Origin of the sequence: Cohnella sp. SGD-V74 (genome assembly GCF_003001675.1) — a bacterium.
Taxonomy (GTDB): Bacteria; Bacillota; Bacilli; order Paenibacillales; family Paenibacillaceae; genus Cohnella.
Genome location: NZ_PVYW01000005.1, coordinates 1 through 26,176, shown reverse-complemented (window position 1 = coordinate 26,176; position 26,176 = coordinate 1). Strand labels below are relative to the sequence as shown.

Here is a 26,176-nt window from a genome sequence, read left to right as displayed (position 1 = left end):
CTCCCGCCCCGGGTTAACCCAGCGTTTTCTTGATCGCTTCGATGACCCGATCCGCTTGGAACGGCTTAACGATAAAGTCTTTGGCTCCGGCTTGGATGGCGTCGATGACCATCGCCTGCTGGCCCATGGCCGAACACATGATGACTTTGGCGTTGGAATCGAGCTTGCGGATCTCCTTAAGCGCCGCGATGCCGTCCATCTCGGGCATCGTAATGTCCATCGTGATCAGATCCGGATTCAAATCTTTATATTTCTCGATGGCTTGCGCTCCGTCTTGCGCTTCCCCTACGACCTCGTACCCGTTTTTCGTTAAAATATCGCGGATCATCATGCGCATGAATGCTGCGTCGTCAACGATGAGAATGCGGTTTGCCATTTCTGTTTCCTCCCGATTAGCTTATTGGATTTTTTGGACGCGATCCCATTGACTGACGATATCGGTAACGCGTACCCCGAAGTTCTCGTCAATGACAACGACTTCGCCTTTGGCGATCAATTTGTTGTTAACCAAGATGTCGACGGGTTCGCCGGCCAGCTTGTCCAGCTCGATAATAGAGCCCTGGGACAGTTCCAAAATATCCTTAATCTGCTTCTTCGTACGCCCGAGCTCCACTGTGACTTTCAGAGGAATATCGAGCAGCAGATTAAGATTCGTTTCGTCCGCCTGCGCGTATCCGCCGCCCTGGAAGTTGGCGAATTGAACCGGATTGACGTTCACGTTCCGGTTCATGCCGCCTCCGCCGCCGAGCGTCTGCGGATAGCTTGGCATCGGAGCTCCGTAGCCGGGCGGCACGGCGCCCATCGGAGGCGCTTGATGCGCCTGCGGCGGCGGCGTGTGTGCCGGCGGCGCGGAGTAGGACGGCTGTGCGGGCGGCGCCGGCTGAGGCCCGGGTTGCGCTGCAGGCTGCGGAGCAGGCGCCGGCTCCGACGATGCGCCCCCCATCAACGAACTCACCAGTTCCTTGGCGAACGGGACCGTCAGCAGCTGCATGATCGAGGAATCGATCAAGTCTCCGATCTTCAGCCGGAAGGAGATCTTAACGAAAATATTCTCCTGCGGCAAGTTTGAGACGCCTGAATTGTTCTTAACGTCCATAATGTCGATGCCCGGAGGGGAAATGTTGACCATCCGGTTGAAAATCGTCGACATCGAGGTCGCGGACGAGCCCATCATCTGGTTCATCGCTTCCTGTACGGCGCTAATGTGGATTTCGTTCAATTCCTCCGTCGTCACGTTGCCTTCGCCGCCCAGCATCAGATCGGCGATGACTTGCGCGTCGTGGGACTTGATCACGAGGGAATTAATCCCTTCGAACCCTTCTACATAGCTGACGTGAACCGCCACGTGAGGCTTCGGAAACTCGGATTCGAACTTGTCTCTGACGATCGCGGACACGGTAGGGGTCGTAATGTCGACCTTCTTGCCGAGCAGCGTCGACAGCGCCGTTGCCGCGCTTCCGAACGTGATATTGCCGATCTCCCCAAGGGCGTCCTGTTCGAGCGGAGTCAGGTAATCGTCGATCGACTGCGACGCTTCCGCCGCCGCGGGAGCATCTCCCCCGCCGGAAGACTGGTTCAGCAGGGCGTCGATCTCCTCCTGGGATAAGTAATCTTTACTCGTCATTGATTTCATCTACTCCTTCGCTGACGATCTCTTGGATTTGAATCGCCATTTTGTCTCGCAGCGTGCCCGGACTGGCGATAAACTTCACGTTGTCCCCGACCTTGACCTCAAGACCGTCCGTCGTTTGACGGGTCAGCGTAATGACGTCTCCGACCGCCAAATTGAGAAACTCCTGGACGGAAATGTGCGAGGAGCCCAACTCGGCGATAATCGGCAGCTTCGCTTTATGCACCCGTTGCTCGAGAATTTGCTGCTCCTCGGGGGCTCGCGTCTTCTTCTGCGACACGAACCAGTGGTGAACGGACAGTCTCGGCATGATCGGTTCGATGACGACATGGGGAATACACAGGTTGATCATCCCCGTCGTCTCGCCGATTTTCGTGCTGAGCGAGATCAGAGCGATCGTCTCGTTGGGGGATACGATCTGCATGAACTGCGGATTCGTCTCCAGTCCTTCCAGACGCGGCTGCATATCGATCATCGTCTTCCAGGCTTCCTGCAAGCTGTCGAGGGCGCGGTTGAATATTTTCTCCATGATGATCGTTTCGATTTCCGTCAGGGCGCCGATCTTGCTCGGAGCGCTTCCGCCTCCGCCGAGCAGTCTGTCCAGCATCGCGAAAGCGACGTTGGGATGTACTTCCAGAACCATTCGGCCTTCCAGCGGCTCCGCCTCGAAGATGTTCAGAATCGTCATCTTGGGGATGGAGCGGATAAATTCGTCGTAAGGCAGCTGCTCGACTTGAACGACGCTGATTTGGACGAACGTTCGAAGCTGAGCGGAGAAATAAGTCGTTAAATATCTTGCGAAGTTCTCGTGGATCCGGGTCAAGCTGCGAATGTGGTCCTTGGAAAAGCGGGTCGCGCGTTTGAAATCATAGGCGCGAACCTTTTTCTGCGTATCCTCTTTCTTGAGCTCTTCCGCATCCATCTCGCCCGACGACAGCGCCGCGAGCAACGCGTCTATCTCATTCTGCGACAGTACATCTACCAAATCTCTCACCCCTTTCTCGAGCCTCGGCGGAACGATCTCTCGAACCGCTGGCCTAACTGATGTTCCGGACTACTTCTATATTAGATAGGAGTCATAACAAATCCTTTAATTCCGACTTTAAGCAGCTTGCCTTCGGTAATGACGGCGTTGATCGAGTTGATCAAGCCCGCGGCCAGCTGGTCCTTGCCTTTCGTTCCGCTCATTTCCTCCGGGGTCATGACCCACAGCGCGCGGTTGACGATCGGCTTGATTTCGTTCTCCTTGATCTTGTCGAACTCTTCTTTCGCCTTTTCGCTGTCGAACTGGAACGAGAAGCTGATTTTGACCACGTAGTCCGTGTCCGCAAGATTCGTACTGATATCAATTAATTCGGATGTGACTTTAACCATTTCATCCGCAGATATTGGCTCCAGCTGCACGTTCTCTGCCACTTCCTTGGCGGCCTGTTCGGGATCCTTCTTCTTGTCCCCGAACAGATTGTTCCAGAAGTAGAACGTGACAACAACAATCAACGTAATCGCCAATAATAGCGAAACGAGCCATGGCAACAATTTTCTCATGACGTAGCTCCCTCCGATTGCGGGTCCGCGGGGCCTGTGACCGCCGCCAACACGCCGATACTGCGTAAGTAATGCCGGATCGCCCGGATTACATCCGAAGAATTTTCGATCACAATGAACTTTCTTCCTGTCGTAAGCGTAATGATCGTGTCCGGCGTCTCTTCCACCGTCTCGATCAGCAAAGCGTTGAGATGAAGCTTCGTGCCGTTCAGGCGCGTCACTTGAATCATAACTGGGCCTCCCCCAGACTGCCGGAAGAAGGGCCTCAGCCCTTCCCCGACAGGAGATCAATTACCGTTTCAGGTTCACGACTTCTTGCAGAATTTCGTCGGATGTCGTAATGATTCTCGAGTTCGATTGGAAACCGCGCTGGGCGACGATCATTTCCGTAAACTCGTTCGTCAAGTCGACGTTGGACATTTCAAGCTGGCCGGAGATGATCGAGCCGGAGCCAGTCTCAGGATCCGCTGCTTGACCCAGTTCCAGTTCTCCTTCAGGATTGGCGTTCGGCGTCATCCGGTACAGGTTTCCGCCAACCTTCTCCAGACCGCCGGGATTGGATACGACCGTTACGGCAATAAATATTCCGGTCGGCTCAGCCAGTCCGTCCGCTCCAATAGCTATGATCTCACCGGTCTGGGAGATCGAGAACGCCGTCACTTCCGCGTCGAGCTGAATAATTCCCCCGCCCGAATCCAATACGAACATACCGTCGGCGTTAACGAGCTGGCGATTCGCATCCAGATCGAAGTTGCCGGCACGGGTCAAGTACATCGTCTCTCCGTCTCCCCCCGGGCTGACGGCGAAAAATCCGTCGCCGTCGATGCGCAGGTCGGTCGGCTTGCTTGTCGTCATCGCGCTGCCCGGCGTGTGAAGCGTATCGATCGCGGCTACGGTAACGCCGAGGCCGATCTGCTTGGCGTTGACGCCGCCTTGCTCGCCTTCGACCGATGCGGTCACGCCCGACATCGATTGGCTCAGAATGTCCTTGAACATAACGCGGCCCGCTTTGAAACCGACCGTGTTCACGTTCGCGATGTTGTTGCCGATAACGTCGAGCTTCGTTTGGAACCCTCTCATTCCGGATACGCCGGAATACATAGAACGCAACATGTAATGCCTACCTCCATTAAGGTGGGATTAAGCCGCTTCAATCGGTCGGCGGCTGCGGGCTTCCTTTGCAGGACCGGCCCTGTAGTACGTTAGCTGACGACGACGGCACTGTCGATTTGGGTGAAAATGTGCTCTCTCATCGAATGGCCGTCCATCGCGGTTACGACGGTTCGGTTTGGCACGCTGACGATCATAGCGATGTCCTGGAACAGCACCAAGGAATCTTTGGCTCCTTTGGCTGCCGCCTGATCGACCGCGTTGGCGATTCGCTCAAGCTGATCCGGCTGCAATCGAATGCCTCTCTGCTGCAGACGCTGCTCCGCGTGATGGCTGAACTTCAACTGCTGCTGGCTGAGCAGCTCCTTGAAGGATACTCCTTCGGAGTCGGCCTGCCTGTTCCGATCCGGCGGCCTGTGGCCTTGAATCGGGCCCGTACGCCCCGTCGTCAGATGCCCGACGAGCATCGGGTTATTCATCTCCCGTCACCTCCGGCTGGCTCTCGCCGTTTCCGCCTTCTTCCGCGGAAGGTTCGGAGATGGAGATAATCTTGTCGATCGGAACCGCTAGATCACCGATCTGAGCATACTGCACGCCGCCCGTCCAGATGATCGAGTCGACCGTGCCTCTCTGCACGACGCTTTGCCCGCCCTCTTCGACGTTGTCCGCATACCACTCGATCTGTTTGCCGATGAGTCCGGTAGCCATTCCGGCCGACTGCTTCAGCGCCGTAATCTCCTTGGTCATGTTCATCATCTGCTCCAAGGACGAGAATTGCGCCATCTGGGCGATGAATTCCTTATCTTGCATCGGCTGCATCGGATCTTGGTAGCGAAGCTGCGTTACAAGAATTTGCAGGAACTCGTCTTTGCCAAGCTGCTTGACCGGTTCCCTGGCCGCGGCCTGTACGTTCTGGGAGGAATAGTACGGCCAAATGTTTTTCGTGCCGACACTGTCAGCCATTTCACTCACCTCCTCTTGCTTCGAAGTTACGCGGTCACGTTAATCGAGCTTCCGTAACCGATCTCCTTCAGCGAAGAGTTGCGCTCCAGTTCGGCCGCGAATACGGAATCTTCGTTGGCATCGTCCCCGTTCCGTCCGTCGGAGCTTCCCTCTCTGCCGGAGTTCGAATTCCGGTGCTCCTGCTGCTCGAACGTCGTTCCGCCGGAAGCCGAAGATTGCTGAACGACCTCAAGCCGTTCTACCTGCAATCCTTGTCCGTTCAGCGATGCTCTGAGCTGAGCCATCTGATTTTCCAGCAGTTCCTTGGCGGCCGGATTGTCCGCGATGAACTGCGCGGTCAGCACGCCGTTGTTCATTACGATGCGAATGTCCACTTGTCCGAGATGCTGCGGAGTCAGCGTCAGCTTCGCTTCGGAGATGCCGTTTCCTTGCGTCAGTTGGAACTGCTTGACCAGGTATTTGCCCATCTGATCGGCGAATTGCTGAACCGGAACCGGAGTCGGCACCGGCGCCGCAGGCTTGGCCGCCGCGGCTTCCCCGCCCGCTAGCCGATCATTCTGCAGCAGCGTCCATACCGGCCTGGATTCCGAAGAAGTCGTCTGTTCCGCCGTATCGAGCGCTGCCGAGGCCGTCTGGGCCTTCGTCTCGGAAGTTTCCGCATCGGAGGCCACTTGAAAGCGCCATACCGGGTCGCGCAGCGCCTGCGCAGGTCGGCGGACCTCCTGGGACGAAGCTGCCTGGGCGGAAGCTTCCTTGGCGACAGCGCCTTCGGCGGTCGGAACGTTGTCCGTTTTGCCGGTCGCTTTGCCTTGTTCGGCCTCGCCCGTCTTCGCCGCGTTCGCCGCAGCGGAAGCCGCAGTAATCGACGTCAACGTATCCAGCGCAGCTTTGATTTGTCCGGCAAACGCCGTGGTTTGCTCTGGCGCGTCTTTCCCGGATGCGACGGCTTCGCTCAACTGCTTCACGACTTCGCGAAGAGATTGCACGAGAGGCTTGGACAGCTGCGTGTTCAACGCGACGTCCACCGTCTGCCCGGCATCGCTCGTCTCCGCAAGCGCCGTATCCGTCGTCGGCTGAGCCGCGCGAAGCTGGTCGAGCAAGCTTTGCAGCATGGACAGCATAGCCGCGAGTTGCTCCTGCGCTTCCGCCGTAAGCTCTCCGCCCGCTTGATCCAACTGCTCCAGCTGCTCCGCAAGGTTCGCCAGCAGCGCCAGCAGGTCCTGCGTTTCGCTTTCGCCGCCCGAAGCTCCGACCGTTCCGATCAGACCGGTTAAACCTACGGGAAGGGACAGGCTGCCGCCGCCTTCGCCCGAAGCCGCCGAAGCGTTGCCGCCTCCGTCGATCGCCTGCACGAGAGCGCCTGCGAAGCCGTTGCCGCCTTCCGGCGAGCCCTGAGCCCCGCCCGTAACCGAAGCCAACGCTTTGCCGGCCGCGGAGGGCGCGGATGAAATCATCATGTTCATCTTGTTTTCACCTCCTTTCGCAAAAGTCGATCCGTTACGGATTAGCCGGCATCAGCTTGCTGATCAAATTCGCCGCGGTTTTCTTGTCCAACGTGGACAGTTCGTTCAGCACCTTGGCGCGTGCGTCGTTGTCCAAAGCGTCCAAGATTCGCAAGGCTTTGCTCTGGGTCGTCGTTGCCATCTGCAGCAGCAGTTCGGCCGCTTTCTTCGGCTCCATGCCGGAGAAGGTGCGATTCAATTCCGCTGTGTCCAGCGCGGAGGACGTATCGGCCGGACTGTTCTCGAGCTCCTTGATCCGCGATTGCAGCGCCGCGATCTCGCGATCGTCGACCGTCTCCGCGTCTTTCAGCTTCATCGTCACGTCGGCCGCCTTCTTCGGAGTCATGCGCTCCAGCACGCGGCCGCGTTCGGTTTCGGTCATCGCGCCGAGCACGAGAGCCGACTCCTCCAGCGTCATGCTTTCGAGAATCGGAGCCGCCTTGCTGGGCGTCATCTTGCCGTACATGTTCGCGAGCCCCTTGATGCGAGACTGATACGCTTCGCCCGTAATCGTGCGCTCCTCGTCAGCTTTCGTCAGCTCATCCAGCTTCAACTGCAGCTCGTCCAGTTTCTTCTTCTGCTCTTCGCCGAGCGCCGTCGCCTGACGCAGAGCGGTTTCACGATCCGCGAGAAGCGCGTTCAATTCGTCTATTTTCGCTTTGGCGTTGTTCACCGACAGCGTCTCGTCCGTCTGCGCTCCCGGCGCCGGCGGAGTGTCCGGGTTCGGCAGAATCGACCGAACGACCGGAATTTTGTTGCCGATCTCCAGCGCCGCGTTGCGCCAGTCCGCGTTGAACATCAACAGCAGCACGCCGAGCAGCACCGCAGTAAACAAAATCGGGGTAATAAAAAAGAGAAATCGCTCGAACCCGCTGTAACTGCTTTTTTCCACATCCGCGCTCGCCACGAATTTCCCTCCCTTCTCCTGCGATCGACCAGCGGATGCCGTTACCTCCGCGAGGAGGAGGCCGCTCTTACGATCGCGATTTCGTCCAGTTCGTTTTGTTCCTTGGCCAACCGGTCATGCCTGAACCGTTCCAACGCGCGGTCGCGCGCGTTCAGCCACACTTTTTCGTCCACCATTTTGTCCGTTAGATGGCCCTGGCGCTTGCGCACCTGGTCTTCCGCGGAGCGGACGCCTTCATGCTGCCTGCGGATTCTTTCGTCGACCACCTGGATGTATCGCTCGGTGGCCATCAGTTCGGTCAGAGGCGTCGGCCGCTTGGCGGTCGACAGCATGTCCTCCTCGAGGCCGCGGCGTTCTTCGTACAGCTTCCTTAAACGCTCTTCCTCGGTTCTAAGCTGGCCGAGCGAAGCGGCGTATTCCCATTCGGCCATCGATTTCTCGCTGCCCTTCAGATCCACGATCTTCTGCAAAGGATATCGGAATGCCATAATCGCTTATCCTCATCTCCTGTAAAAATCGATAATGAGCCGCTCCTGCGCTTCCTGCAGCGTCACTTTCTCATTCGTTCTCTGCTGCGTGTACGTCCGAATCAGATCGTAGTATTGAATCGCTTTGTCGATCTCGGCATTCGAACCTCGCTGGTAAGCTCCGATATTAATGAGATCCTCGGAGTCCCGATAGACGGCCAGCAGCTTCTTCAGCTGTTCCGCCGCCCCCTGCTGCTCCTCGGTGACGATGTCCTTCATGACCCGGCTGACGCTCGACAGCACATCGACGGCCGGGAAATGCCCTTTGTTCGCCAAGTTCCGGTGCAGGACGATATGTCCGTCCAGGATGCCGCGCACGGCGTCGGCGATCGGCTCGTTCATGTCGTCTCCGTCCACGAGAACGGTATAGAAAGCGGTGATCGAGCCCGTCGGGCCCGTCCCCGCGCGTTCCAACAGCTTGGGCAGCGCGGCGAACACAGAAGGCGTGTAGCCTCTCGTCGCCGGCGGCTCTCCGATGGCCAGTCCGACTTCCCGCAGCGCCATCGCATACCGGGTGACCGAATCCATCATCAACATGACGTTCATCCCGCGGTCGCGAAAATATTCGGCGATCGTCGTGGCGATCAGCGCGCCTTTCATTCGGATCAGCGCCGGCTGGTCCGAAGTCGCCACGATGACGACCGATCGGGCCAATCCTTCCGGGCCAAGATCCTTCTCGACGAACTCCAGCACCTCGCGTCCGCGTTCTCCGATCAAGGCGATTACGTTGACGTCCGCAGATGTGTTTCTCGCGATCATGCCGAGCAGCGTGCTCTTCCCGACGCCCGATCCGGCGAAAATGCCGATCCGCTGGCCTTGGCCGACGGTCAGCAACCCGTCGATCGCCCGAACGCCGACGCCCAGAGGCGTCGTCACCCTCGGACGGTTGAGCGGATTGCCGGGAACGTTGTTCGTCGAATAGTGCGGCATGCGCACCGACAGACGCGTTCCGTCCAGCGGCCTGCCGAGCCCGTCCAGCACTTTGCCGAGCAGCTCGGAGCCGACCTGCACCGTCAGCGGGTTGCCCGTCGCGACGACGTCGCAGCCCGGGCCGACCGAATGCAGCTCGCCGAGCGGCATGAGCAGCACCCGATTGTCGCGAAAGCCGACGACTTCGGCGAGCACCGGCTTGCCGCCCTTCATCGGGTGAATCGAGCAGACGTCTCCGATGCTGGCGTCCGGCCCTTCCGATTCGACGGTCAGCCCGATAATCTGAATGACCTTGCCGTTCACCCGCACCGGGTCGATCTCCCGCAAAGTATCCGTATAACGTCCGATATCAAGGAGCGCCATCCGATTCGCTCCCCTCGCCGCGATGGGCCGCTACTTTGAGCAGTTGCTCGCGGATCGCTTCAAGCTGCGTATCGACTCTCGCGTCGATGCTGCCGAAAGCCGATCTCACGATGCATCCGCCCTCTTTAATGGAAGCGTCCGGAACGACCTGCAATTCCGCCTGCGCGTCCAGCGCCAGCGCCAACTCGTCCTTCGCCGCCTGGACGAAGGCGAACTGGGACGGCGAGACGCACAGCACGATAACCCCTTGTTCCTTCCTTCTTGCCAGAGCTTTCTCGAACAGCTTCATCGACATCTCCGGAGCTTTGGCCAGCTTGCGTTGAACGATCTTCTCCGCGATCGAACAGCTCAGCTCCACGAGGAACGATTCGCCTTCGGTAATGATCGACTCTTTGGCCGCATAGGCCTGGGTCACGATCGCCTCCGCTTCCCGAAGCCGTTCCTCGTATTGCAGCTTGAGCTGCTCTTCCGCTTCCAACGCCCCGCTGCGGTAACCTTCCTCGTGACCTTGTCGGCCAGCCTCCTCGCGGATGCGACCGTCCTCCTCGCGGCGGGATTGCCACCACGCTTCGGCTTCCCGCTGAGCCGCCGCTCTCAGTTCCTCCGCTTCGGCCTTCGCCTGCCGCACGATTTGTTCCGCGGTAAGCTCGGCGTCAGCGATGATGCGATCCTTTAACGTTTGTGTTTCGACATCGGGCGTTTGATTTCCTTCGCCGTCCGTGCCGGAACCCGAAATATTTTGCTGAACGGGCGCGATTCTTTGGATCAATTCCAATCTCTTCAGATCGTCCAACGACACGACATACGAAGATTTGATGAGATTAGACAATGATATCGTCTCCTCCGCCGCGAGCGATGATGATTTCTCCGGCTTCTTCCAGTCTGCGGATCGTCGCTACGATGCGGGTCTGCGCCTCCTCTACGTCGCGCAGCCGCACCGGCCCCATGTATTCCATCTCTTCCTTGAACGTCTCCGCCATCCGCTTCGACATGTTCCGGAAGATCGATTCCCGCACTTCCTCGCTCGCAACTTTGAGCGCGAGCTGCAAATCCGCGTTCTCGATGTCGCGTATGATGCGCTGGATGGAACGATTGTCGAGATTGACGATGTCCTCGAACACGAACATCCGCTTCTTGATCTCCTCCGCCAGCTCCGGATCCTGGATTTCCAGGGAATCCAGAATCGTGCGTTCCGTTCCGCGGTCTACGCCGTTGAGGATCTGCACGATCGCTTCGATGCCGCCTGCGTTCGTATAATCCTGCGTAACCGTGGAGCTGAGCTTCTGTTCCAGCACCCGCTCCACCTGAGCGATGACGTCCGGAGACGTGCTGTCCATGAGCGCGATCCTTCTCGCCACTTCCGCCTGCTTGTCTTGCGGCAAGGACGAGAGCACCGCGGAAGATTGATCCGGCTGCAAGTACGAAAGCACGAGCGCGATCGTCTGCGAGTTTTCGTTCTGAATAAAGTTCAAGATTTGCGAAGGTTCGGCCTTCCGCGCGAAATCGAACGGCCGAACTTGCAGCGTCGCGGTCAGGCGATTCAAAATGTCCATCGCCTTCTGCGAGCCGAGCGCCTTCTCCAAGATTTCCTTCGCGTACGTAATGCCGCCCTGCGTTATGTACTCCTGAGCGACGCAGATCTGATGGAACTCGCTGAGAATGAGATCCTTCTCGCTGGCGTCCACCTTGCGCACATTGGCGATCTCGAGCGTCAACTGCTCGATCTCGTCGTCGCGCAAGTGCTTAAACACTTGCGCGGATACTTCCGGTCCCAGGGTGATGAGCAGAATGGCTGCTTTCTGCCTCCCGGACAATTGAAACCCTTTCGCCATCGCTGCCACCTCTATTCATCCACCAGCCAAGTCCGGAGAAGATTAACGAATTCATCCGGCTTGCGCTTGGCCAAGCTTTCCAGTTGTTTGCGCACCTGGCTTTCGTTCGTGACGTTGTCGATATCGATCGTCGGAAGTTCCGCGCGTGGCATTTCCGCGATCTCGGCCGCTTCCTGCGCAGCTTTGCGGCGACGATAAATATAGTAACCTCCGCCTCCGAGCAGCGCCAGTGCGAGCAGCCCCGCTCCGGCCATCCAGAACGCCGAGTTCGACGCGCCGCCCGAAGCCGTCGTCGTGCCTTCGAAAGATTGCGAGAGCACCGATACCCGCTGCATCAAAGCTTCGTCCGACAGATCCAGACCGGACTCGGCCAGCAGCACTCTCGCGCTCCTCAGGAGAACGCCTTGGATCTCGGCCAGCCTCTCCGGCGTCATATTAGCGGAATTTACCCCTACATTAATGGATAAGTCCTTCACTTTATAGGGTCCGTAGTCGATATTATTAGTAATGCGGTTTACATCGTAGTTGATCGTACTGGAAACCTTCTCGGAAGAGGAGGAACCGGAGCTGCCTGCGGCCGGATAATTGGTGACGTCGGTTTCCCCCGTGCCCGCAACCCCTCCGGCTTGCCCGTCCTGGCCTTCGAACGTCTCGCTCGAGTCCTGACGGCTGATTTCGATCCCTTTATTGTCATTATCCGGCAACGGCTGCACGAGCTGCTCCACGGACGTCTTCTTGTCGAAGTTCAAGGAGGACACGACGCTGACGACCATGTTGTCCGTGCCGACGATCGGGTCCAAGAACTGCCGAATGTTTCTCTTCAGCGTATTCTCGAATTCGCTCTGAATGGCGAACTGCGTCTCGTAGAGCGCTCCGCCCATTCCGGCCCCTCCGCCCAGTTGGGTGGAAGGCGTCAGATCTCCGGTGCTGCTGCTGATCGTGATGTCTTTAATGTCCAGATTCGGCACGGCCGATTTGACGAGGTTGTAATAGCTGTCGATTTCTTCCTGTTTAGGCCGGAAACCCGGCTTGAAGGTAATGACGACGGCCGCGATCGCTTTTTCCTTGTCCGACTGATTAAGGAACACCGAATCTTCGGGCAGCGTCACGATCGCTTTGACTTTCGCGACCCCTTGCTTGCTGAGCAGCAATTGCTGAATTTCTCCGTTAAGCGCGTTTCTGAATTTGACGTTGAACTCCTGGTCCGTCGTCCCGATGGCCGATGAGGATTTGCTGAGCTCGGGAAATCCGATGGAACCGTTCTGAACGAGGCCTTGCGACCCGACGTCCACTTTCACTCTTGCCGCCGAGGCGCTCGGAACGTAGATGCTCGTCCCTGCGTCGCTCAGTTTGTATCCGATGCCGTTGCCGTCCAGGTATTCCATGATCGCGGCAGCGTCTGTGCTGTCCAGGTTCTGGAAAGCAAGTTCGTATTCGGTTTTGGTGAATAAATAGGTCAGTAATATGATGGCAAAAAGCAACAAGGCCGCTGTTGAGGCGAGCACCCATTTTTGCGTCTTGCTGTACTGGTTCCAGAAACCGAGCAGCTTTTCTCGAACCCGTGCCCACTTCTCGTTCACGATTTCACCCCACCTGCGGTTAGAAGACCGGAGAAGGCGGATTGCCTGCGCGCCTTCTTCCCGTAATTAAGATTTGCTAGTACGTTCCGAATAAGATTAGACCTGCATCCGCATAATTTCCTGATAGGCTTCGATGACCTTGTTGCGGACTTGTCCGGTCAGGGAGAGGCTGAGCTCCGCCTGCGTAGCCGCGATGATGACCTGGTTCTCGTCGACTTCCCCGATCAGGAACTGATCGTTCAGCTTATGTACGTTCTGCTCTTGAGCGGCCACTCCGTCAAGGGCGTTCTTCAGATACGCGGCGAAGCTTTCCGTCGCCTCGGCCGGCGTCGCCCGCAGCTGATTCACACTCGGACCCGATACTAGGTTAACGGGATTTATCATCGTATTCGTAATCAAGCCAGCACCCCTCTAACGTTGGTTGGATTCATCTCGCGACGCTTGTGCGCCTCCGTCAACGGCGGCCCATTTCAAGCGCCTTCATGAACATCGATTTCCGCGCGTTCAACGCGGTTACGTTCGCCTCGTACGACCGGGAAGCCGCCAACAGGTCGACTTGCTCCTTCAACATATCGACGTTGGGCATATACACCATTCCGCTTGCATCCGCGTCGGGATGCGTCGGATTGTACACCTGCTTAAACGGCGCGGAATCTTCGCGAATGGACGCTACCCTGACCCCTTGCGCCGACGATGCGTTCAGCTGCTGGCCGAGCAAGTCCTGGAATTTGGGCTGCGCCGCCTCCATGACAACGACTTTGCGGCGATACGGAACGAAGTTTCCGTTCACGTAACCGGCGCGCGTCGTCTCGGCGTTCGCGATGTTCGCCGAAATGACGTCCATTCGCAGCCGCTGAGCCGTTAGCGCGGAAGCGCTGATATCGAAACCTCCGAGCTTCATCCGTTACGCACTCCCCTGAATTCCGATTCTCATCATCTTGGCCTCGTGGGCCACCTGCTGCGACATCAGATTATATCTCAGCTGGTTTTCCGCAAGAAGGGCCATTTCCTTCTCGATGTCCACATTGTTCTTGTTGTTGTTGAACGCCGTCGATTCGTCCGTTACGACTCTCGGACCCGGCGACGGATAAGCTCCGTTGATCGGGATATGACGCGCGTCGGTCAGCTTGCCCGCGAGCGCGCGGGTCCCCTGCGAACCGATCGCCTGCGTCAGCATCTCTTCGAAGGCTACGTCGGATCTCTTGAAATAAGGCGTGTCGTTATTCGCGATATTGTTGGACAGCACGCGTTGTCTCATTGCCGCCGCTTGGATGGCGTTCTCTAAACGCATAAACGATGCGCCGCTTAGCAACTCCATCATTGTCGCCCCTCTCCGCTCGTTCATGAGATAATCTTCATTAATCGGTTCCGGCCGCACCAAACCCGGACTTCGCACCTGTTTAATTCCACGCAAATCTCTTAAATTCCTGCTTGATGCGACAAGACTTTTGCCCTTTCTACATAAAAAACAACACATTACGACAAATTAGAATTTTCTAAGATCCATCATCTACGACATCCGTTCGCGTGACAATAAGAAAAAAGCCCTAATCTTCCCGAAGAAGATTGGGCTTTCCCATCGGACTGACGCGCGCGCTTATCCGTTCTTGCGATGCTCCAATTCTTGCAGCAATTGGGCGTTAAGAATGCGGATGTACGTGCCTTTCATGCCCAGCGAGCGGGTTTCAATGACCCCTGCGCTCTCCAGCTTCCTTAGCGCGTTGACGATGACGGATCTTGTAATTCCGGCTCTGTCGGCGATCTTGGAAGCGACGAGCAATCCTTCTTTTCCTTCCAGCTCTTCAAAGATTTGCTCGACGGCCTCCATCTCGCTGAAGGAGAGAGAATTGACGGCGACCGTGACAATCGCCTTGCTTCTGGCCTCGGCTTCCCGTTCGTCGATCCGCTCTCTCAGAATCTCCATACCTATAATGGTAGAGCCGTATTCCGCCAAAATTAGATCGTCATCCCCAAACGATTCGTTTTCCCTGGATAGGACTAAAGTCCCTAATCTGTCACTTCCGCCAATGATCGGAACGATCGTTACGATTCCGTTGCCGAAAGCCGCCTCTATCGGGGTTAAAATTTCCTCATTTGAAGAAACGTTCGCGGCCGTCTCCGAAATACGCAGCAGACGATCGTTCGTCTCGGAAGGAAAGCGCATCCCGTCCGCCGCTTCCCTGCGCAGCCACATTTCGGGAAATCCCGCGGAATGCGCATAACCGAGCACTTTCCCCTTTCTGCTCAGCACGAATACATCGCCTTGCATCGTTTCGCGCAGCCCCTCCGCCATCTCGCGGAAGTTGAGAGGCTTGCCCGCCGCTTCCTGCAGCAGCCGGTTAAGCGTCCGGGTTTTCATCAACAGCGTCATGATTGTGCTTCCTCCTAGTGCGACAAGCAAGTACAACGATTCCGCCGTCCGGAGACGGCGGCATGCGTTCGGCTAAGAGCCGCTTATAGAATATATTGACTCAAATCTCGATTGCTTGCAATCGTCGATAATTTCTCGCGGACGTACTCCGGCGTAATGGTCATTTCCTCAAGCTGCAGCTCCGGCGCCTCGAAGCTCAAATCCTCCAGCAGCTTCTCGAGCAGCGTATGCAGCCGGCGCGCGCCGATGTTTTCCGTGTTGCGGTTGACCTCTTGGGCCATTCTCGCCAGCTCGGAGATCGCGCCGTCGGTGAACGAGACGTTGATGCCTTCCGTCTGCAGAAGCGCCGTGTACTGCTTCGTCAGCGCGTTCTCCGGTTCGGTCAGAATGCGGATGAAATCTTCGTCCGTCAAGCTGCTCAGCTCTACGCGAATCGGGAAGCGGCCCTGAAGCTCGGGAATGAGATCCGAAGGCTTGGCGATATGGAAAGCGCCAGCTGCGACGAACAAAACGTAGTCGGTCTTGATCGGTCCGTATTTGGTCACGACCGTCGAGCCCTCGACGATCGGCAGGATGTCTCTCTGCACGCCTTCCCGCGAGACGTCGGGCCCTTGCCCGCGCCCTTGGCTGGCGATCTTGTCGATCTCGTCGATAAAAATGATGCCCGACTGCTCCGCCCTGCGCACGGATTCGGAAATGACGTCGTCCATGTCGATCAGCTTGTTGGCTTCCTCCACGGTGAGCACCTTGCGGGCTTCCTTCACCGTCAACCGCCGCTTCTTGCGGCGCTTCGGCAGAAACTGCCCTAGCATTTCCTGCATGTTGCCGAACTGCTCCTGACCCGGTCCGCCCAGCATATCGAGCATCGTAGGCGAGTTGTCCTCCACCTCGATCTCGACGATCTCGTTCTCCAGAAGGCCGGCCTCCAGCCTCGCCCTCGTGTCCCGCCTCTTATCCTGCAGGCCCGGGTCAACCGGGTCCGGCTCGTCGCTCGGAGTGGCATTGCCTCCGAACAGCATCTCGAGCGGGTTTTTCTGCGGCTTCGGACGCGCGGGGGACGGAGCGAGCAGGGCGACCAATCTCTCGTTGGCGGCCCTCTCGGCTTTGTCCTTCACCTTCTCCGTTCGCTCTTCCTTCACCATCCGGATCGCCGTCTCCACCAAGTCCCGGACCATCGATTCCACGTCTCTGCCGACATAGCCGACTTCCGTGAACTTCGTCGCCTCGACTTTGACGAACGGAGCATGGACGAGCTTGGCCAGCCGCCGCGCGATTTCCGTCTTCCCGACGCCGGTCGGTCCGATCATCAGAATGTTCTTGGGCACGACTTCATCGCGTATTTCCTCCGGCAGCCGGCTGCGGCGATACCGATTGCGAAGCGCTACGGCGACCGAACGCTTGGCAGACTTCTGCCCGACGATGTATTTGTCGAGCTCGGCAACGATTTGGCGGGGCGTCAGTGCGTCATTCATGCGATCCTCTCCCTTACGCTTGTCGAATGTAATCATTCTATCTCCTCGACGATTAAGTTATTGTTGGTGAACACGCAAATTTCGGCCGCCGTCTCCAGCGCCGCGCGGGCGATGTCCCGCGCCTCCATGTCCGGCGCATGGCGCTTGAGCGCCCTCGCCGCGGCCAAGGCGAAGCTGCCGCCCGAACCGATCGCCAGAATCCCGTCGTCCGGCTCGATCACTTCGCCGTTGCCGGACAGCAGCAGCATGCCCGTCGCGTCGACGACGATCATCATCGCCTCGAGCCGGCGCAGCACCCGGTCGGAGCGCCAATCTTTGGCGAGCTCGACCGCCGCGCGCTGCAGGTTGCCGTGATGCTCCTCGAGCTTGCCTTCGAATTTCTCGAACAGCGTAATCGCGTCCGCGACCGAACCCGCAAATCCGGCAAGCACCTGGTTGCGGTACAGTCTGCGCACTTTTTTCGCCGTGTTTTTCATCACCATGCTATTGCCGAAGGTGACCTGGCCGTCTCCCGCGATCGCGCCTTTGCCGTTATGGCGGATCGCGCAAATCGTCGTGGCGTGGAATGTCATGTCCATGGGCTGATCCTCCCGATATTTAATCGAATTTTTCGAACATTCGCTTAGAGTCGCAAAAGCAGCGGCTTAGGTCTTATACGCAGCCGCTGCTTCATTGGTTACAATACGGAGCTCGCCCGAATTTCGGACCGCAGCGCGTCGATCGCTTCCAAAGCGCGCGCGGCGATGGCGTCGTTCTTGTCCTTCTTGCTCCTGACGCGGTAGCCGAGCGGCGGGAACAGGCCGAAATTGGCGTTCATCGGCTGGAAATGCTTGAAGTCCGCCGTCGTAATATAATTCGCCATGCTGCCGAGCGTCGTATGCGCGGGAAGCGTCAGCGGCTCTCGGCCTCCGGCCAGCCTCCCGGCGTTCAGCCCCGCGATCAGCCCGGAAGCGGCCGATTCCACGTAGCCTTCGACCCCGGTCATCTGTCCCGCGAAGAACAGCGTCTCCCGCCCCCGGAACTGATAGGTCGGATGCAACAGTTTCGGAGAATTGATGAACGTATTCCGGTGCATAACCCCGTAGCGAACGAACTCGGCGTTCTCCAGCCCGGGAATCAGCGAAAACACCCGTTTCTGCTCGCCCCATTTCAGATGCGTCTGGAAGCCGACGATGTTGTACAGCGTTCCTGCCGCATTGTCCTGGCGCAATTGAATGACCGCGTGCGACTTCTTCTCGGTGCGGGGATCGATCAGTCCGACCGGCTTCATCGGCCCGAACAGCACCGTCTGCTTGCCCCGCTTGGCCATGACCTCAATCGGCATGCAGCCTTCGAAGTACATATCCTTCTCGAAATCTTTCACTTCCGCCGTCTCCGCATGGATCAGCGCGTCGTAGAAGACGTCGAACTCGGCTTCGGACATCGGGCAGTTCAAATACGCCGCCTCTCCTTTGTCGTAACGGGAAGCGAGAAACACTTTGTCGAAATCGATGGAATCCTTCTCCACGATCGGCGCTGCCGCGTCGAAGAAGTAGAAGTATTCCTCGCCCAGCAGCCGCTTGATGCCGTCGGACAGCTCCGGCGAAGTGAGCGGGCCGGTCGCGACGACGACGATTCCGTCTTGCGGAATTGCAGTAGCCTCCTCGTTCACGACCGTAATGAGCGGATGCTCCTTCAGCCGCTTCGTCACCTCCGCGGAGAACCCTTCGCGGTCCACCGCCAGCGCCCCGCCCGCCGGAACGGCGTGCAAGTCGGCGCAAGCGAGAATGAGCGAATCCAGCCGGCGCATCTCTTCTTTCAATACGCCTACGGCGTTCGTCAAGCCGTTTGCGCGCAGGCTGTTGCTGCAGACGAGTTCGGCAAAGCTTGCCGTATGATGGGCCGGCGTCTGCCTGACCGGCCTCATCTCGTATAACGTGACGGGGACGCCCTGCGAGGCGATCTGCCAGGCGGCCTCGCTGCCCGCCAGTCCCGCACCGATAACCGTCACCGATTGTTGTTCGCTCATGTTATTCCTCCAACCCCACTGATGCTTGAGCCAGCCCCGATTATTCCGCCGCTTCCTCGGCCTCTTCGGCGGCCTCCGAATGCCCGCACGCCGTACAGTTCAGCTGCGTTTCGCCTTTGACCCGCTTCTCGACCATCAATCCGCCGCAGCTCGGGCAAGGTTTCGCGACCGGCTTATCCCAGGAGACGTAGTCGCAGCCCGGATACAGGTTGCAGCCGTAGAACACGCGTCCCTTCTTGCTCCGCCGCTCGACGATCTGGCCTTCTTTGCATTTCGGGCATGTTACGCCCGTATCCTTGATGATCGGCTTCGTATTCCGGCAGTTCGGGAAGCCCGAGCACGCCAGAAACTTGCCGAAGCGTCCCATCTTGTATACCATCGGGCTGCCGCACTTGTCGCAAATTTCGTCGGACGGCTCGTCTTTGATCTCGATTTCCTTCATTTCTTCTTCCGCGACCGTGAGCCGCTCTTCGAACGACTTGTAGAACTCCCCGATTACGTTGACCCAGTCCTGCGTGCCTTCCTCGACGTGGTCGAGATCGCCCTCCATATTGGCGGTGAATTCGACGTCGAGAATTTCCGGGAAAAACTCCTCCATCAACTGAATGACGAGCTCCCCGAGTTCGGTCGGGATAAACTTCTTCTCTTCCAGAGCCACGTAGTTGCGCTTCTGAATCGTCTCGAGCGTCGGCGCGTACGTGCTCGGGCGGCCGATGCCGAGCTCCTCCAGCGCCCTGACCAGACGCGCCTCCGTAAACCGCGGCGGCGGCTGGGTGAAATGCTGCTTCGGCTCAATGTCCTTGGATTCCGCCTTGTCTCCCTTAGTCAGCGGAGGCAGCAGCCGATCCTCGTCCGTCGTCGTGCCGTCGTCGTTGCCTTCGACGTACACTTTCATGAAACCGGGAAACTTCAGCTTCGAGCCGTTGGCCCGGAACACGACCGGTCCGTTCTCCAGGTCGACGGTCATCGTATCCAGCACGGCCGAAGCCATCTGGCTGGCGACGAAGCGCTCCCAGATCAGCTTATACAGCCGGAACTGATCCTTGGAGGTGAACGCCTTGACCGATTCCGGGTCCCGAAGCACCGACGTCGGGCGAATCGCTTCGTGCGCGTCCTGCGCGGAGGCGTTCTTCTTCGTGTACACGCGAGGCGTTTCGGGCAAATACGGGTTGCCGTACTTGCCTCCGATATACTCCTTGGCTTCTTCCTGCGCGACGGGAGAGATACGGGTGGAATCGGTACGCATGTACGTGATGAGACCGACCGTTCCCTCTTTGCCCAGATCGACGCCCTCATAGAGCTGCTGGGCGATCTGCATCGTCTTGGAGGCGCGGAAGTTGAGCTTGCGCGCGGCCTCCTGCTGCAGCGAGCTCGTGATGAACGGAGGAGACGGGTTGCGCTGCCGCTCCTTCTCCTTCACTTCTCCGACGGTGAACTGCGAGCCGGACAGCAGAGCGAGCACTTCCTTGACCTCGGCTTCGCTGTTCAGCTCCCTTTTCTCTCCGTTAACGGAATGGAACTTCGCCTCGAACGCCGATTTGCCATGGGCCAGATGGGCGGTAATGCTCCAATACTCTTCCGGAACGAACGCGCTGATCTCATTCTCGCGGTCATAGATCAGCTTCACGGCAACGGATTGCACGCGGCCGGCGCTGAGCCCCTTCTTGACCTTCTTCCACAGCAGCGGACTGATCTTGTAGCCGACGAGCCGATCGAGCACCCTTCTCGCCTGCTGGGCGTTCACCAAATCCATATCGATCGGTCTGGGCGACTTGAATGCGTCCTTGACCGCTTGCTTCGTAATCTCGTTAAATACGACGCGGCAATCTTCCTTCTCGTCCAGCTCCAAATAGTGAGCCAGATGCCACGCGATCGCTTCGCCCTCTCTGTCGGGGTCGGCCGCGAGATAAACCTTTTTCACTTTTTTTCTGGCATCGCGCAATTCCTTCAGTACGTTGCCTTTGCCGCGGATCGTAATGTACTTCGGCTGAAAGCCGTTCTCCACCTCGACTCCGATCTGGCTCTTCGGCAAATCCCGAATGTGCCCCATGGACGCTTTGACGATAAATTTACTTCCCAAATATTTGCCGATCGTCTTCGCCTTAGCCGGCGATTCGACGATCACGAGCGAGTCCGCCACGTCCATTCCTCCTCTCCTACGGTCGACAAGTCCTCGTGCCTATGTTCTTATGCCTTCATTATTAAAGGACATGATATACGGAACCGGGTTGTTGTTCAATTCGACGCTTTATTTGTAAAGATAGCAGAATGGAGTGTAAATGTCCAAACGTCATCCCGGAAAAGACCGCCAATTCGTCGACGGAGGAGGGCCGATCGAGGATTAGACGGTAGACGAGCAGTTCGTCCGCGCGCAGCTCTTCCTCTTCTCCGCAAGCCCCGGACGCCTCTCCGTTTCCGGTTTCCGGCCCTGCGGCGGGAGGCAGCCGATACTCGTAATATTGAAAAATATCCGAGGCGTCCAGCGCCGGATGCGCCCCTTTGCGATAATATTCGAGCGCGCCCAGACTGCGCGGGGAAGTCACCTGACCAGGGATGACGAACACGTCTCTGTTATAGCCGAACGCCAGATCCGCCGTGATGAGCGCTCCGCTCCTGCGGGCGGCTTCCACGACGACGACTCCGTACGAGAGGCCGGCAATGATGCGATTGCGCAGCGGGAACAAACCCGGGTGGAGAATCGTATCCGGGGGACTTTCCGACAGCAGCAGTCCGTGCATGCCCATCTCGCGGTACAGAGCGGCGTTCTCCGGAGGATAGCACCGGTCGACCCCGCCGGCAAGCACCGCTATCGTCCCGCAAGCGCCCGATACGGCGCCGCTGTGAGCCGCCGCGTCTATTCCCTTGGCCAGCCCGCTGACGACCGTCATACGCCCCGCGCAGCCCTCGGCGAACTGCTCCGCGACTTTGCGCCCGTAGCCCGTGGCCAGACGGGTGCCGACGATCGCGATCGCCGGCCGCTGCAGCAGCTCCAATCGCCCCCTCCAGTACAGCACCCAGGGCGGATCGGAGATCTCCCGCAGCAGCGCCGGATACTCGTCGTCCAAATAAGTGACGGCGCCCATTCGCCCCGCCGCATGACGGCTTCGCCTCCGCTCTCTCGCGGCGGGGCGCACGCTCTTCTCCGCAGCCAGCGCCTGCCTTGCGCTCATCCCCATGTCCCGCCAGTCCCCGGCGAGAAAATCCCCCGTGTGCCGCAGGGAGCCGGGACCTTTCATAACGCCGTACAGGAAGATCGTCGCGATCGTCACCCGCCCGACTCCTTCCGTCTCGTGCAGGGCGATCAGCACTTCTCTCGGCATGCCCGTCTCCCGCGCTTCCGCCAGCGAGACGACTCTGACGTTCTCTTTTTTCCCGTTCTCCTCGTTCTCACGCATCCTCCCGGACCCCTCTCAGCCTCGTATACGACAAAAAGCCCTCCACTCCCTCGATGAGGGGGCGGAAGGCTGCCTGCCTTGCCGATAATGCGCGGACAACCGCTAAGGTCGCCGAGCGAAATGATTCAACTTGCCTTTACTTTACCATTAACCTTTGCATTTTTCCAGCAGGTCTTTGTCCTCGAGCACGGCGACCAGCGTCGCGCCCATGTCGGAAGGCGTCGGAGCGACGCGGATTCCGTTCGCTTCGAGCACGGCGATTTTCTCCGCGGCCGTTCCTTTGCCGCCGGAGATGATCGCGCCCGCATGGCCCATCCGTTTCCCCGGAGGCGCCGTCGCGCCGCCGATGAAGCCGACGACCGGCTTCGTCATGTTCGCCTTGATCCATTCCGCCGCTTCTTCCTCGGCCGTTCCGCCGATTTCGCCGATCATGATGACCGCGTACGTGTCCGGATCTTCGTTGAACAGCTTCAGAATGTCGATAAACTCGGAGCCCTTGACCGGGTCTCCGCCAATGCCGACGGCCGACGACTGGCCGATGCCGCGCGTCGTCAGCTGGTGAACGGCCTCGTAAGTGAGCGTGCCGCTGCGGGATACGACGCCTACGTGGCCTTTCTTATGGATATAGCCCGGCATGATGCCGATCTTGATTTCTTCCGGCGTGATGACGCCCGGGCAGTTCGGCCCGATCAGACGCGTCTTCTTGCCTTCCATGAAGCGCTTGACTTTGACCATGTCCAGCACCGGAATGCCTTCCGTAATGCAGATGACCAGGTCTAGCTCGGCGTCGACCGCTTCCATAATGGAATCGGCCGCGAACGGAGGAGCGACGTAGATGACGGATGCCGTCGCGCCCGTAGCCGCTACCGCTTCTTTAACCGTGTTGAAGATCGGCAGCGTTACGTTCGTGCCGTTCTCCAGATCGAAGCCGATCGTTTGGCCGCCTTTGCCCGGCGTCACTCCGCCGACCATCTGCGTGCCGTATTCCAAAGCACCTTTGGCGTGGAAAGATCCCGTTGCGCCCGTAATGCCTTGGGTGATCACCTTGGTGTTCTTATCGATCAAGATACTCATGATTTACACACTCCCCGGTAAGTTCTCCCTTGTCATTTCACGAGCGACACGATTTTTTGCGCGCCGTCCGACATCGAATCCGCGGCCACGATGTTCAGGCCGGATCCGTTCAAAATTTCTTTGCCCAGCTTCACGTTCGTTCCTTCGAGACGCACGACGAGCGGCTTGTCGAGACCGAGCTCGCGCGCTGCAGCGACGACGCCCTCGGCGATGATGTCGCACTTCATGATGCCGCCGAAGATGTTGACGAAGATGCCCTTGACGTTCGCGTCGGACAGAATGATCTTGAACGCTTCGGTCACTTTCTCTTTCGTCGCGCCGCCGCCAACGTCCAGGAAGTTCGCCGGAGATCCGCCGAAATATTTGATAATGTCCATCGTCGCCATGGCGAGGCCGGCTCCGTTAACCATGCAGCCGATGTTGCCGTCGAGCGCGATGTAGCTCAGGTCGAATTTGGAAGCTTGGATTTCCTTCTCGTCTTCCTCGTCCAAATCGCGCAGCTCAAGAATGTCCTTGTGACGGAACAGCGCGTTGGAATCGAAGTTCAGCTTGGCGTCGAGCGCCATAACGTCGCCCGAGCCCGTGACGACGAGCGGGTTGATCTCGGCGATGGAGCAATCCTTGTCCACGAATGCGCTGTACAGCGCCAGCATGAACTTGATCGCTTTGTTGACGAGTTCTCCCGGAATTTTAATATCGTAAGCCAGTTGGCGGGCTTGGAACGTGGTCAATCCGACCGCAGGGTCGACGACGACCTTGACGATCTTCTCGGGCGTGTTAGCGGCCACTTCTTCGATGTCCATGCCGCCTTCTTCGGAGCCCATTACGACGACGCGTCCGGTTCCCCGGTCGACGACGACGCCGATGTAGTATTCCTTCTTGATGTCGCAGCCTTCCTCGATCAGCAGGCGTTTCACTTCTTTGCCTTCCGGTCCGGTCTGGTGCGTGACCAATACTTTGCCGAGCAGCTCTTTCGCGTAGCTAGCGACGTCCTCCAGGCTCTTGGCGATTTTGACGCCGCCGGCTTTGCCGCGTCCGCCCGCGTGAATCTGGGCTTTGACGACGGTGACCGAGCTTCCGAGTTCTTTCGCTGCGCTGACGGCTTCGTCGGCGGTAAACGCCACTTTGCCGCGCGGCACGTTAACGCCATACTGCCTCAAGACTTCCTTGCCTTGATACTCATGAATATTCATGACTCTGGCATCCTCCCGTTGTGCGCTTGTTATCTGGTGCGGCGAACCGCTTCGGCGCGAGGCGCCGGGGCGGGGCCGTCACAGCTTGACCCATGTTAGCGATGCGCTCATCGCTAGCAGCTGTTACACATTCCTTTAAGAGGTTGTTCAAAAAGTTCGCTTTTGAACACATACACTAAGAAAATATGTAACAAAACCTTCATCATTGTATCACTAATTGCCGAATGCTTCCTCATTTTTTCGTCAAATTATTAGTCTTCTTTGGCAATGGTTTCATCGAATTTTGATATGGAAACAAGGCGAATGCATCTCTCAATTATGAAAAGTATGCCGATCGGCTCCCGGTCCCGCTTTATTTTGTCCAAAGTTGGAGAACTCATCCCTATCTGCGTATAAACGCTCCATCTTGTGAATCATTTTAGCGACCCGTATTCACCATTATTTTTCAATAAATTGTAGGTTCCTGGTATTTGTTCTACTGCTATAAATTCGTATTCGGATTTTTCGGGCAGGGAGTAAATCGGGGTTCCTACTGGGAGGTAGTTCTATAGCTGAAGATCGCTTATTGAGCGTATTGTACTGAGAGAAGAAGAATCATGAACAATAGGTGGAATTATTTGGTTTCCACTTATTTTGCCAGCGCCTAGATTTAATACCTATACTGACTAGTAGAGCGCCCCCGAAGTAACGTAACCAAGATGTTGAAGAATCTAGGGCGTGTTTTCATACTCCGAGGACAGCAGATATGGCCGAATTTTCGTTCCATGCAAGGAACTTTTGTGAAGGCGTACCGGAGGTACGTCAAGCAAAAGTGACGAAGCAGGGGGCGAAAAGGCGGTGATAGATGCCCCTGAGCGGGTTTGAAGACACGCCCTAGGCTGACTCAGTCTTGCTGAGTCGGGTTGGAGCAGCGAAAGAGACGTCAGAGTAGCTGCAACCGCGCTGTGTCGGGTTGGAGTATCGAATGGGACGTCTGAGTAGCTGCAACCGTGCTGAGTCGGGTTGGAACGGCGAAAGAGACGTCAGAGTAGCTGCAACCGCGCTGAGTCGGGTTGGAGCAGCGAAAGAGACGTCAGAGTAGCTGCAACCGCGCTGTGTCGGGTTGGAGCATCGAATGGGCTGGAGAGTAGCTGCAACCGCGCTGTGTCGGGTTGGAGCATCGAATGGGGCGTCAGAGTAGCTGCAACCGCGCTGTGTCGGGTTGGAGCGGCGAAAGGGCCGGTAGAGTCGCTGCAACCGCGCTGTGTCGGGTTGGAGCATCGAATGGGGCGTCAGAGTAGCTGCAACCGCGCTGTGTCGGGTTGGAGCAGCGAATGAGCTGGTAGAGTAGCTGCAACCACGCTGTGTCGGGTTGGAGCGGCGAAAGGGCCGGTAGAGTAGCTGCAACCGCGCTGAGTCGGGTTCGAGCGGCGAAAGGGCCGGTAGAGTAGCTGCAACCGTGCTGAGTCGGGTTGGAGTATCCAATGGGGCGTCAGAGTAGCTGCAACCGTGCTGAGTCGGGTTGGAGCATCGAATGGGACGTCAGCGTAGCTGCAACCGCGCTGTGTCGGGTTGGAGCGACGAAAGGGCCGGTAGAGTCGCTGCAACCGCGCTGTGTCGGGTTGGAGCATCGAATGGGACGTCTGAGTAGCTGCAACCGTGCTGAGTCGGGTTGGAGAGTAAGAGATTGCATCGGCTTCGAGGTAAGCGTCAAATAGCCCCCACCTTGAGATCAGTGGGAGCTGGCGTAGGCTAAGTATTAAGACTGATGCATTCGGCACGTGTTCGGCAACGA

General features: G+C 57.9%; 26 protein-coding genes. All 26 read right to left on the bottom strand.

The features are described from left to right. Positions 1-13: 13 nt before the first annotated feature. The 26 genes from B0G52_RS09095 to sucC all read right to left on the bottom strand — a co-directional run bounded on the left by B0G52_RS09095 (position 14) and on the right by sucC (position 24,402). Positions 14-376 (bottom strand): response regulator, encoded by a 363-nt coding sequence (locus tag B0G52_RS09095; RefSeq protein WP_094043389.1) that lies wholly within the window; start codon positions 374-376, stop codon positions 14-16. A 21-nt stretch (positions 377-397) separates the two neighbouring features. Then, positions 398-1,624, bottom strand: a complete 1,227-nt coding sequence (fliY, locus tag B0G52_RS09090; RefSeq protein ID WP_094043387.1) for a flagellar motor switch phosphatase FliY — start codon at positions 1,622-1,624, stop codon at positions 398-400. Then, a complete protein-coding gene (gene fliM / locus B0G52_RS09085; protein ID WP_094043385.1) occupies positions 1,614-2,615 on the bottom strand; it encodes a flagellar motor switch protein FliM in 1,002 nt (333 codons plus the stop codon). The genes fliY and fliM overlap by 11 nt, the downstream gene beginning before the upstream one ends. Before the next feature lie 80 nt (positions 2,616-2,695). Next, entirely contained in the window at positions 2,696-3,175 is a 480-nt protein-coding gene (locus tag B0G52_RS09080) for a flagellar basal body-associated FliL family protein (protein ID WP_094043383.1), read from the bottom strand. Then, complete coding sequence (locus tag B0G52_RS09075; protein WP_094043381.1) at positions 3,172-3,405, bottom strand: flagellar FlbD family protein; 234 nt, start codon at positions 3,403-3,405, stop codon at positions 3,172-3,174. Before B0G52_RS09075 ends, B0G52_RS09080 begins: the two co-directional genes overlap by 4 nt. Before the next feature lie 61 nt (positions 3,406-3,466). Continuing rightward, positions 3,467-4,288 (bottom strand): flagellar basal body rod protein FlgG, encoded by an 822-nt coding sequence (flgG, locus tag B0G52_RS09070; RefSeq protein ID WP_094043379.1) that lies wholly within the window; start codon positions 4,286-4,288, stop codon positions 3,467-3,469. A gap of 89 nt (positions 4,289-4,377) precedes the next feature. Beyond that, the gene (locus B0G52_RS09065) at positions 4,378-4,764 is read right to left on the bottom strand and encodes a TIGR02530 family flagellar biosynthesis protein (protein WP_094043377.1); all 387 of its coding nucleotides are present in this window, start codon (positions 4,762-4,764) and stop codon (positions 4,378-4,380) included. Further along, positions 4,757-5,248: a flagellar hook capping FlgD N-terminal domain-containing protein gene (locus tag B0G52_RS09060; protein ID WP_094043375.1), complete on the bottom strand. Its 492-nt coding sequence runs from the start codon at positions 5,246-5,248 to the stop codon at positions 4,757-4,759. The genes B0G52_RS09065 and B0G52_RS09060 overlap by 8 nt, the downstream gene beginning before the upstream one ends. A gap of 26 nt (positions 5,249-5,274) precedes the next feature. Further along, positions 5,275-6,711 carry a flagellar hook-length control protein FliK gene (locus B0G52_RS09055; RefSeq protein ID WP_094043373.1) on the bottom strand — a complete coding sequence of 479 codons (1,437 nt, stop codon included), beginning with the start codon at positions 6,709-6,711 and terminating at the stop codon, positions 5,275-5,277. Positions 6,712-6,745: 34 nt separating this feature from the next. Continuing rightward, entirely contained in the window at positions 6,746-7,657 is a 912-nt protein-coding gene (locus B0G52_RS09050) for a MotE family protein (protein ID WP_094043371.1), read from the bottom strand. A gap of 41 nt (positions 7,658-7,698) precedes the next feature. Next, complete coding sequence (fliJ, locus tag B0G52_RS09045) at positions 7,699-8,145, bottom strand: flagellar export protein FliJ (RefSeq protein ID WP_094043369.1); 447 nt, start codon at positions 8,143-8,145, stop codon at positions 7,699-7,701. Positions 8,146-8,157: 12 nt separating this feature from the next. After that, complete coding sequence (gene fliI, locus B0G52_RS09040) at positions 8,158-9,477, bottom strand: flagellar protein export ATPase FliI (RefSeq protein ID WP_094043367.1); 1,320 nt, start codon at positions 9,475-9,477, stop codon at positions 8,158-8,160. After that, positions 9,464-10,306 carry a FliH/SctL family protein gene (locus B0G52_RS09035; RefSeq protein ID WP_094043365.1) on the bottom strand — a complete coding sequence of 281 codons (843 nt, stop codon included), beginning with the start codon at positions 10,304-10,306 and terminating at the stop codon, positions 9,464-9,466. Before B0G52_RS09035 ends, fliI begins: the two co-directional genes overlap by 14 nt. Beyond that, positions 10,299-11,309: a flagellar motor switch protein FliG gene (gene fliG, locus B0G52_RS09030; RefSeq protein WP_094043363.1), complete on the bottom strand. Its 1,011-nt coding sequence runs from the start codon at positions 11,307-11,309 to the stop codon at positions 10,299-10,301. The genes B0G52_RS09035 and fliG overlap by 8 nt, the downstream gene beginning before the upstream one ends. A gap of 11 nt (positions 11,310-11,320) precedes the next feature. Further along, positions 11,321-12,889 carry a flagellar basal-body MS-ring/collar protein FliF gene (gene fliF / locus B0G52_RS09025; protein WP_094043361.1) on the bottom strand — a complete coding sequence of 523 codons (1,569 nt, stop codon included), beginning with the start codon at positions 12,887-12,889 and terminating at the stop codon, positions 11,321-11,323. Positions 12,890-12,985: 96 nt separating this feature from the next. Further along, positions 12,986-13,273: a flagellar hook-basal body complex protein FliE gene (fliE, locus tag B0G52_RS09020; RefSeq protein ID WP_094044018.1), complete on the bottom strand. Its 288-nt coding sequence runs from the start codon at positions 13,271-13,273 to the stop codon at positions 12,986-12,988. Positions 13,274-13,343: 70 nt separating this feature from the next. Beyond that, entirely contained in the window at positions 13,344-13,790 is a 447-nt protein-coding gene (gene flgC, locus B0G52_RS09015) for a flagellar basal body rod protein FlgC (protein ID WP_094043359.1), read from the bottom strand. A 3-nt stretch (positions 13,791-13,793) separates the two neighbouring features. Beyond that, entirely contained in the window at positions 13,794-14,210 is a 417-nt protein-coding gene (gene flgB, locus B0G52_RS09010) for a flagellar basal body rod protein FlgB (RefSeq protein ID WP_369827031.1), read from the bottom strand. Between the two features lie 276 nt (positions 14,211-14,486). Continuing rightward, the gene (gene codY / locus B0G52_RS09005) at positions 14,487-15,260 is read right to left on the bottom strand and encodes a GTP-sensing pleiotropic transcriptional regulator CodY (protein WP_094043357.1); all 774 of its coding nucleotides are present in this window, start codon (positions 15,258-15,260) and stop codon (positions 14,487-14,489) included. A gap of 83 nt (positions 15,261-15,343) precedes the next feature. After that, a complete protein-coding gene (gene hslU / locus B0G52_RS09000) occupies positions 15,344-16,732 on the bottom strand; it encodes an ATP-dependent protease ATPase subunit HslU (protein WP_094044014.1) in 1,389 nt (462 codons plus the stop codon). A gap of 32 nt (positions 16,733-16,764) precedes the next feature. Beyond that, positions 16,765-17,310, bottom strand: coding sequence for an ATP-dependent protease subunit HslV (gene hslV / locus B0G52_RS08995; RefSeq protein ID WP_094043355.1), 546 nt, complete (start codon positions 17,308-17,310; stop codon positions 16,765-16,767). A 98-nt stretch (positions 17,311-17,408) separates the two neighbouring features. After that, a complete protein-coding gene (trmFO, locus tag B0G52_RS08990) occupies positions 17,409-18,740 on the bottom strand; it encodes an FADH(2)-oxidizing methylenetetrahydrofolate--tRNA-(uracil(54)-C(5))-methyltransferase TrmFO (protein ID WP_094043353.1) in 1,332 nt (443 codons plus the stop codon). Between the two features lie 40 nt (positions 18,741-18,780). Beyond that, the gene (gene topA / locus B0G52_RS08985; RefSeq protein WP_094044012.1) at positions 18,781-20,880 is read right to left on the bottom strand and encodes a type I DNA topoisomerase; all 2,100 of its coding nucleotides are present in this window, start codon (positions 20,878-20,880) and stop codon (positions 18,781-18,783) included. Positions 20,881-20,941: 61 nt separating this feature from the next. Continuing rightward, a complete protein-coding gene (gene dprA, locus B0G52_RS08980; protein ID WP_233162517.1) occupies positions 20,942-22,135 on the bottom strand; it encodes a DNA-processing protein DprA in 1,194 nt (397 codons plus the stop codon). A gap of 147 nt (positions 22,136-22,282) precedes the next feature. Then, a complete protein-coding gene (gene sucD, locus B0G52_RS08975; protein WP_094043351.1) occupies positions 22,283-23,209 on the bottom strand; it encodes a succinate--CoA ligase subunit alpha in 927 nt (308 codons plus the stop codon). 32 nt (positions 23,210-23,241) lie between these two features. Continuing rightward, positions 23,242-24,402, bottom strand: coding sequence for an ADP-forming succinate--CoA ligase subunit beta (gene sucC / locus B0G52_RS08970; protein WP_094043349.1), 1,161 nt, complete (start codon positions 24,400-24,402; stop codon positions 23,242-23,244). Positions 24,403-26,176 lie beyond the last annotated feature (1,774 nt).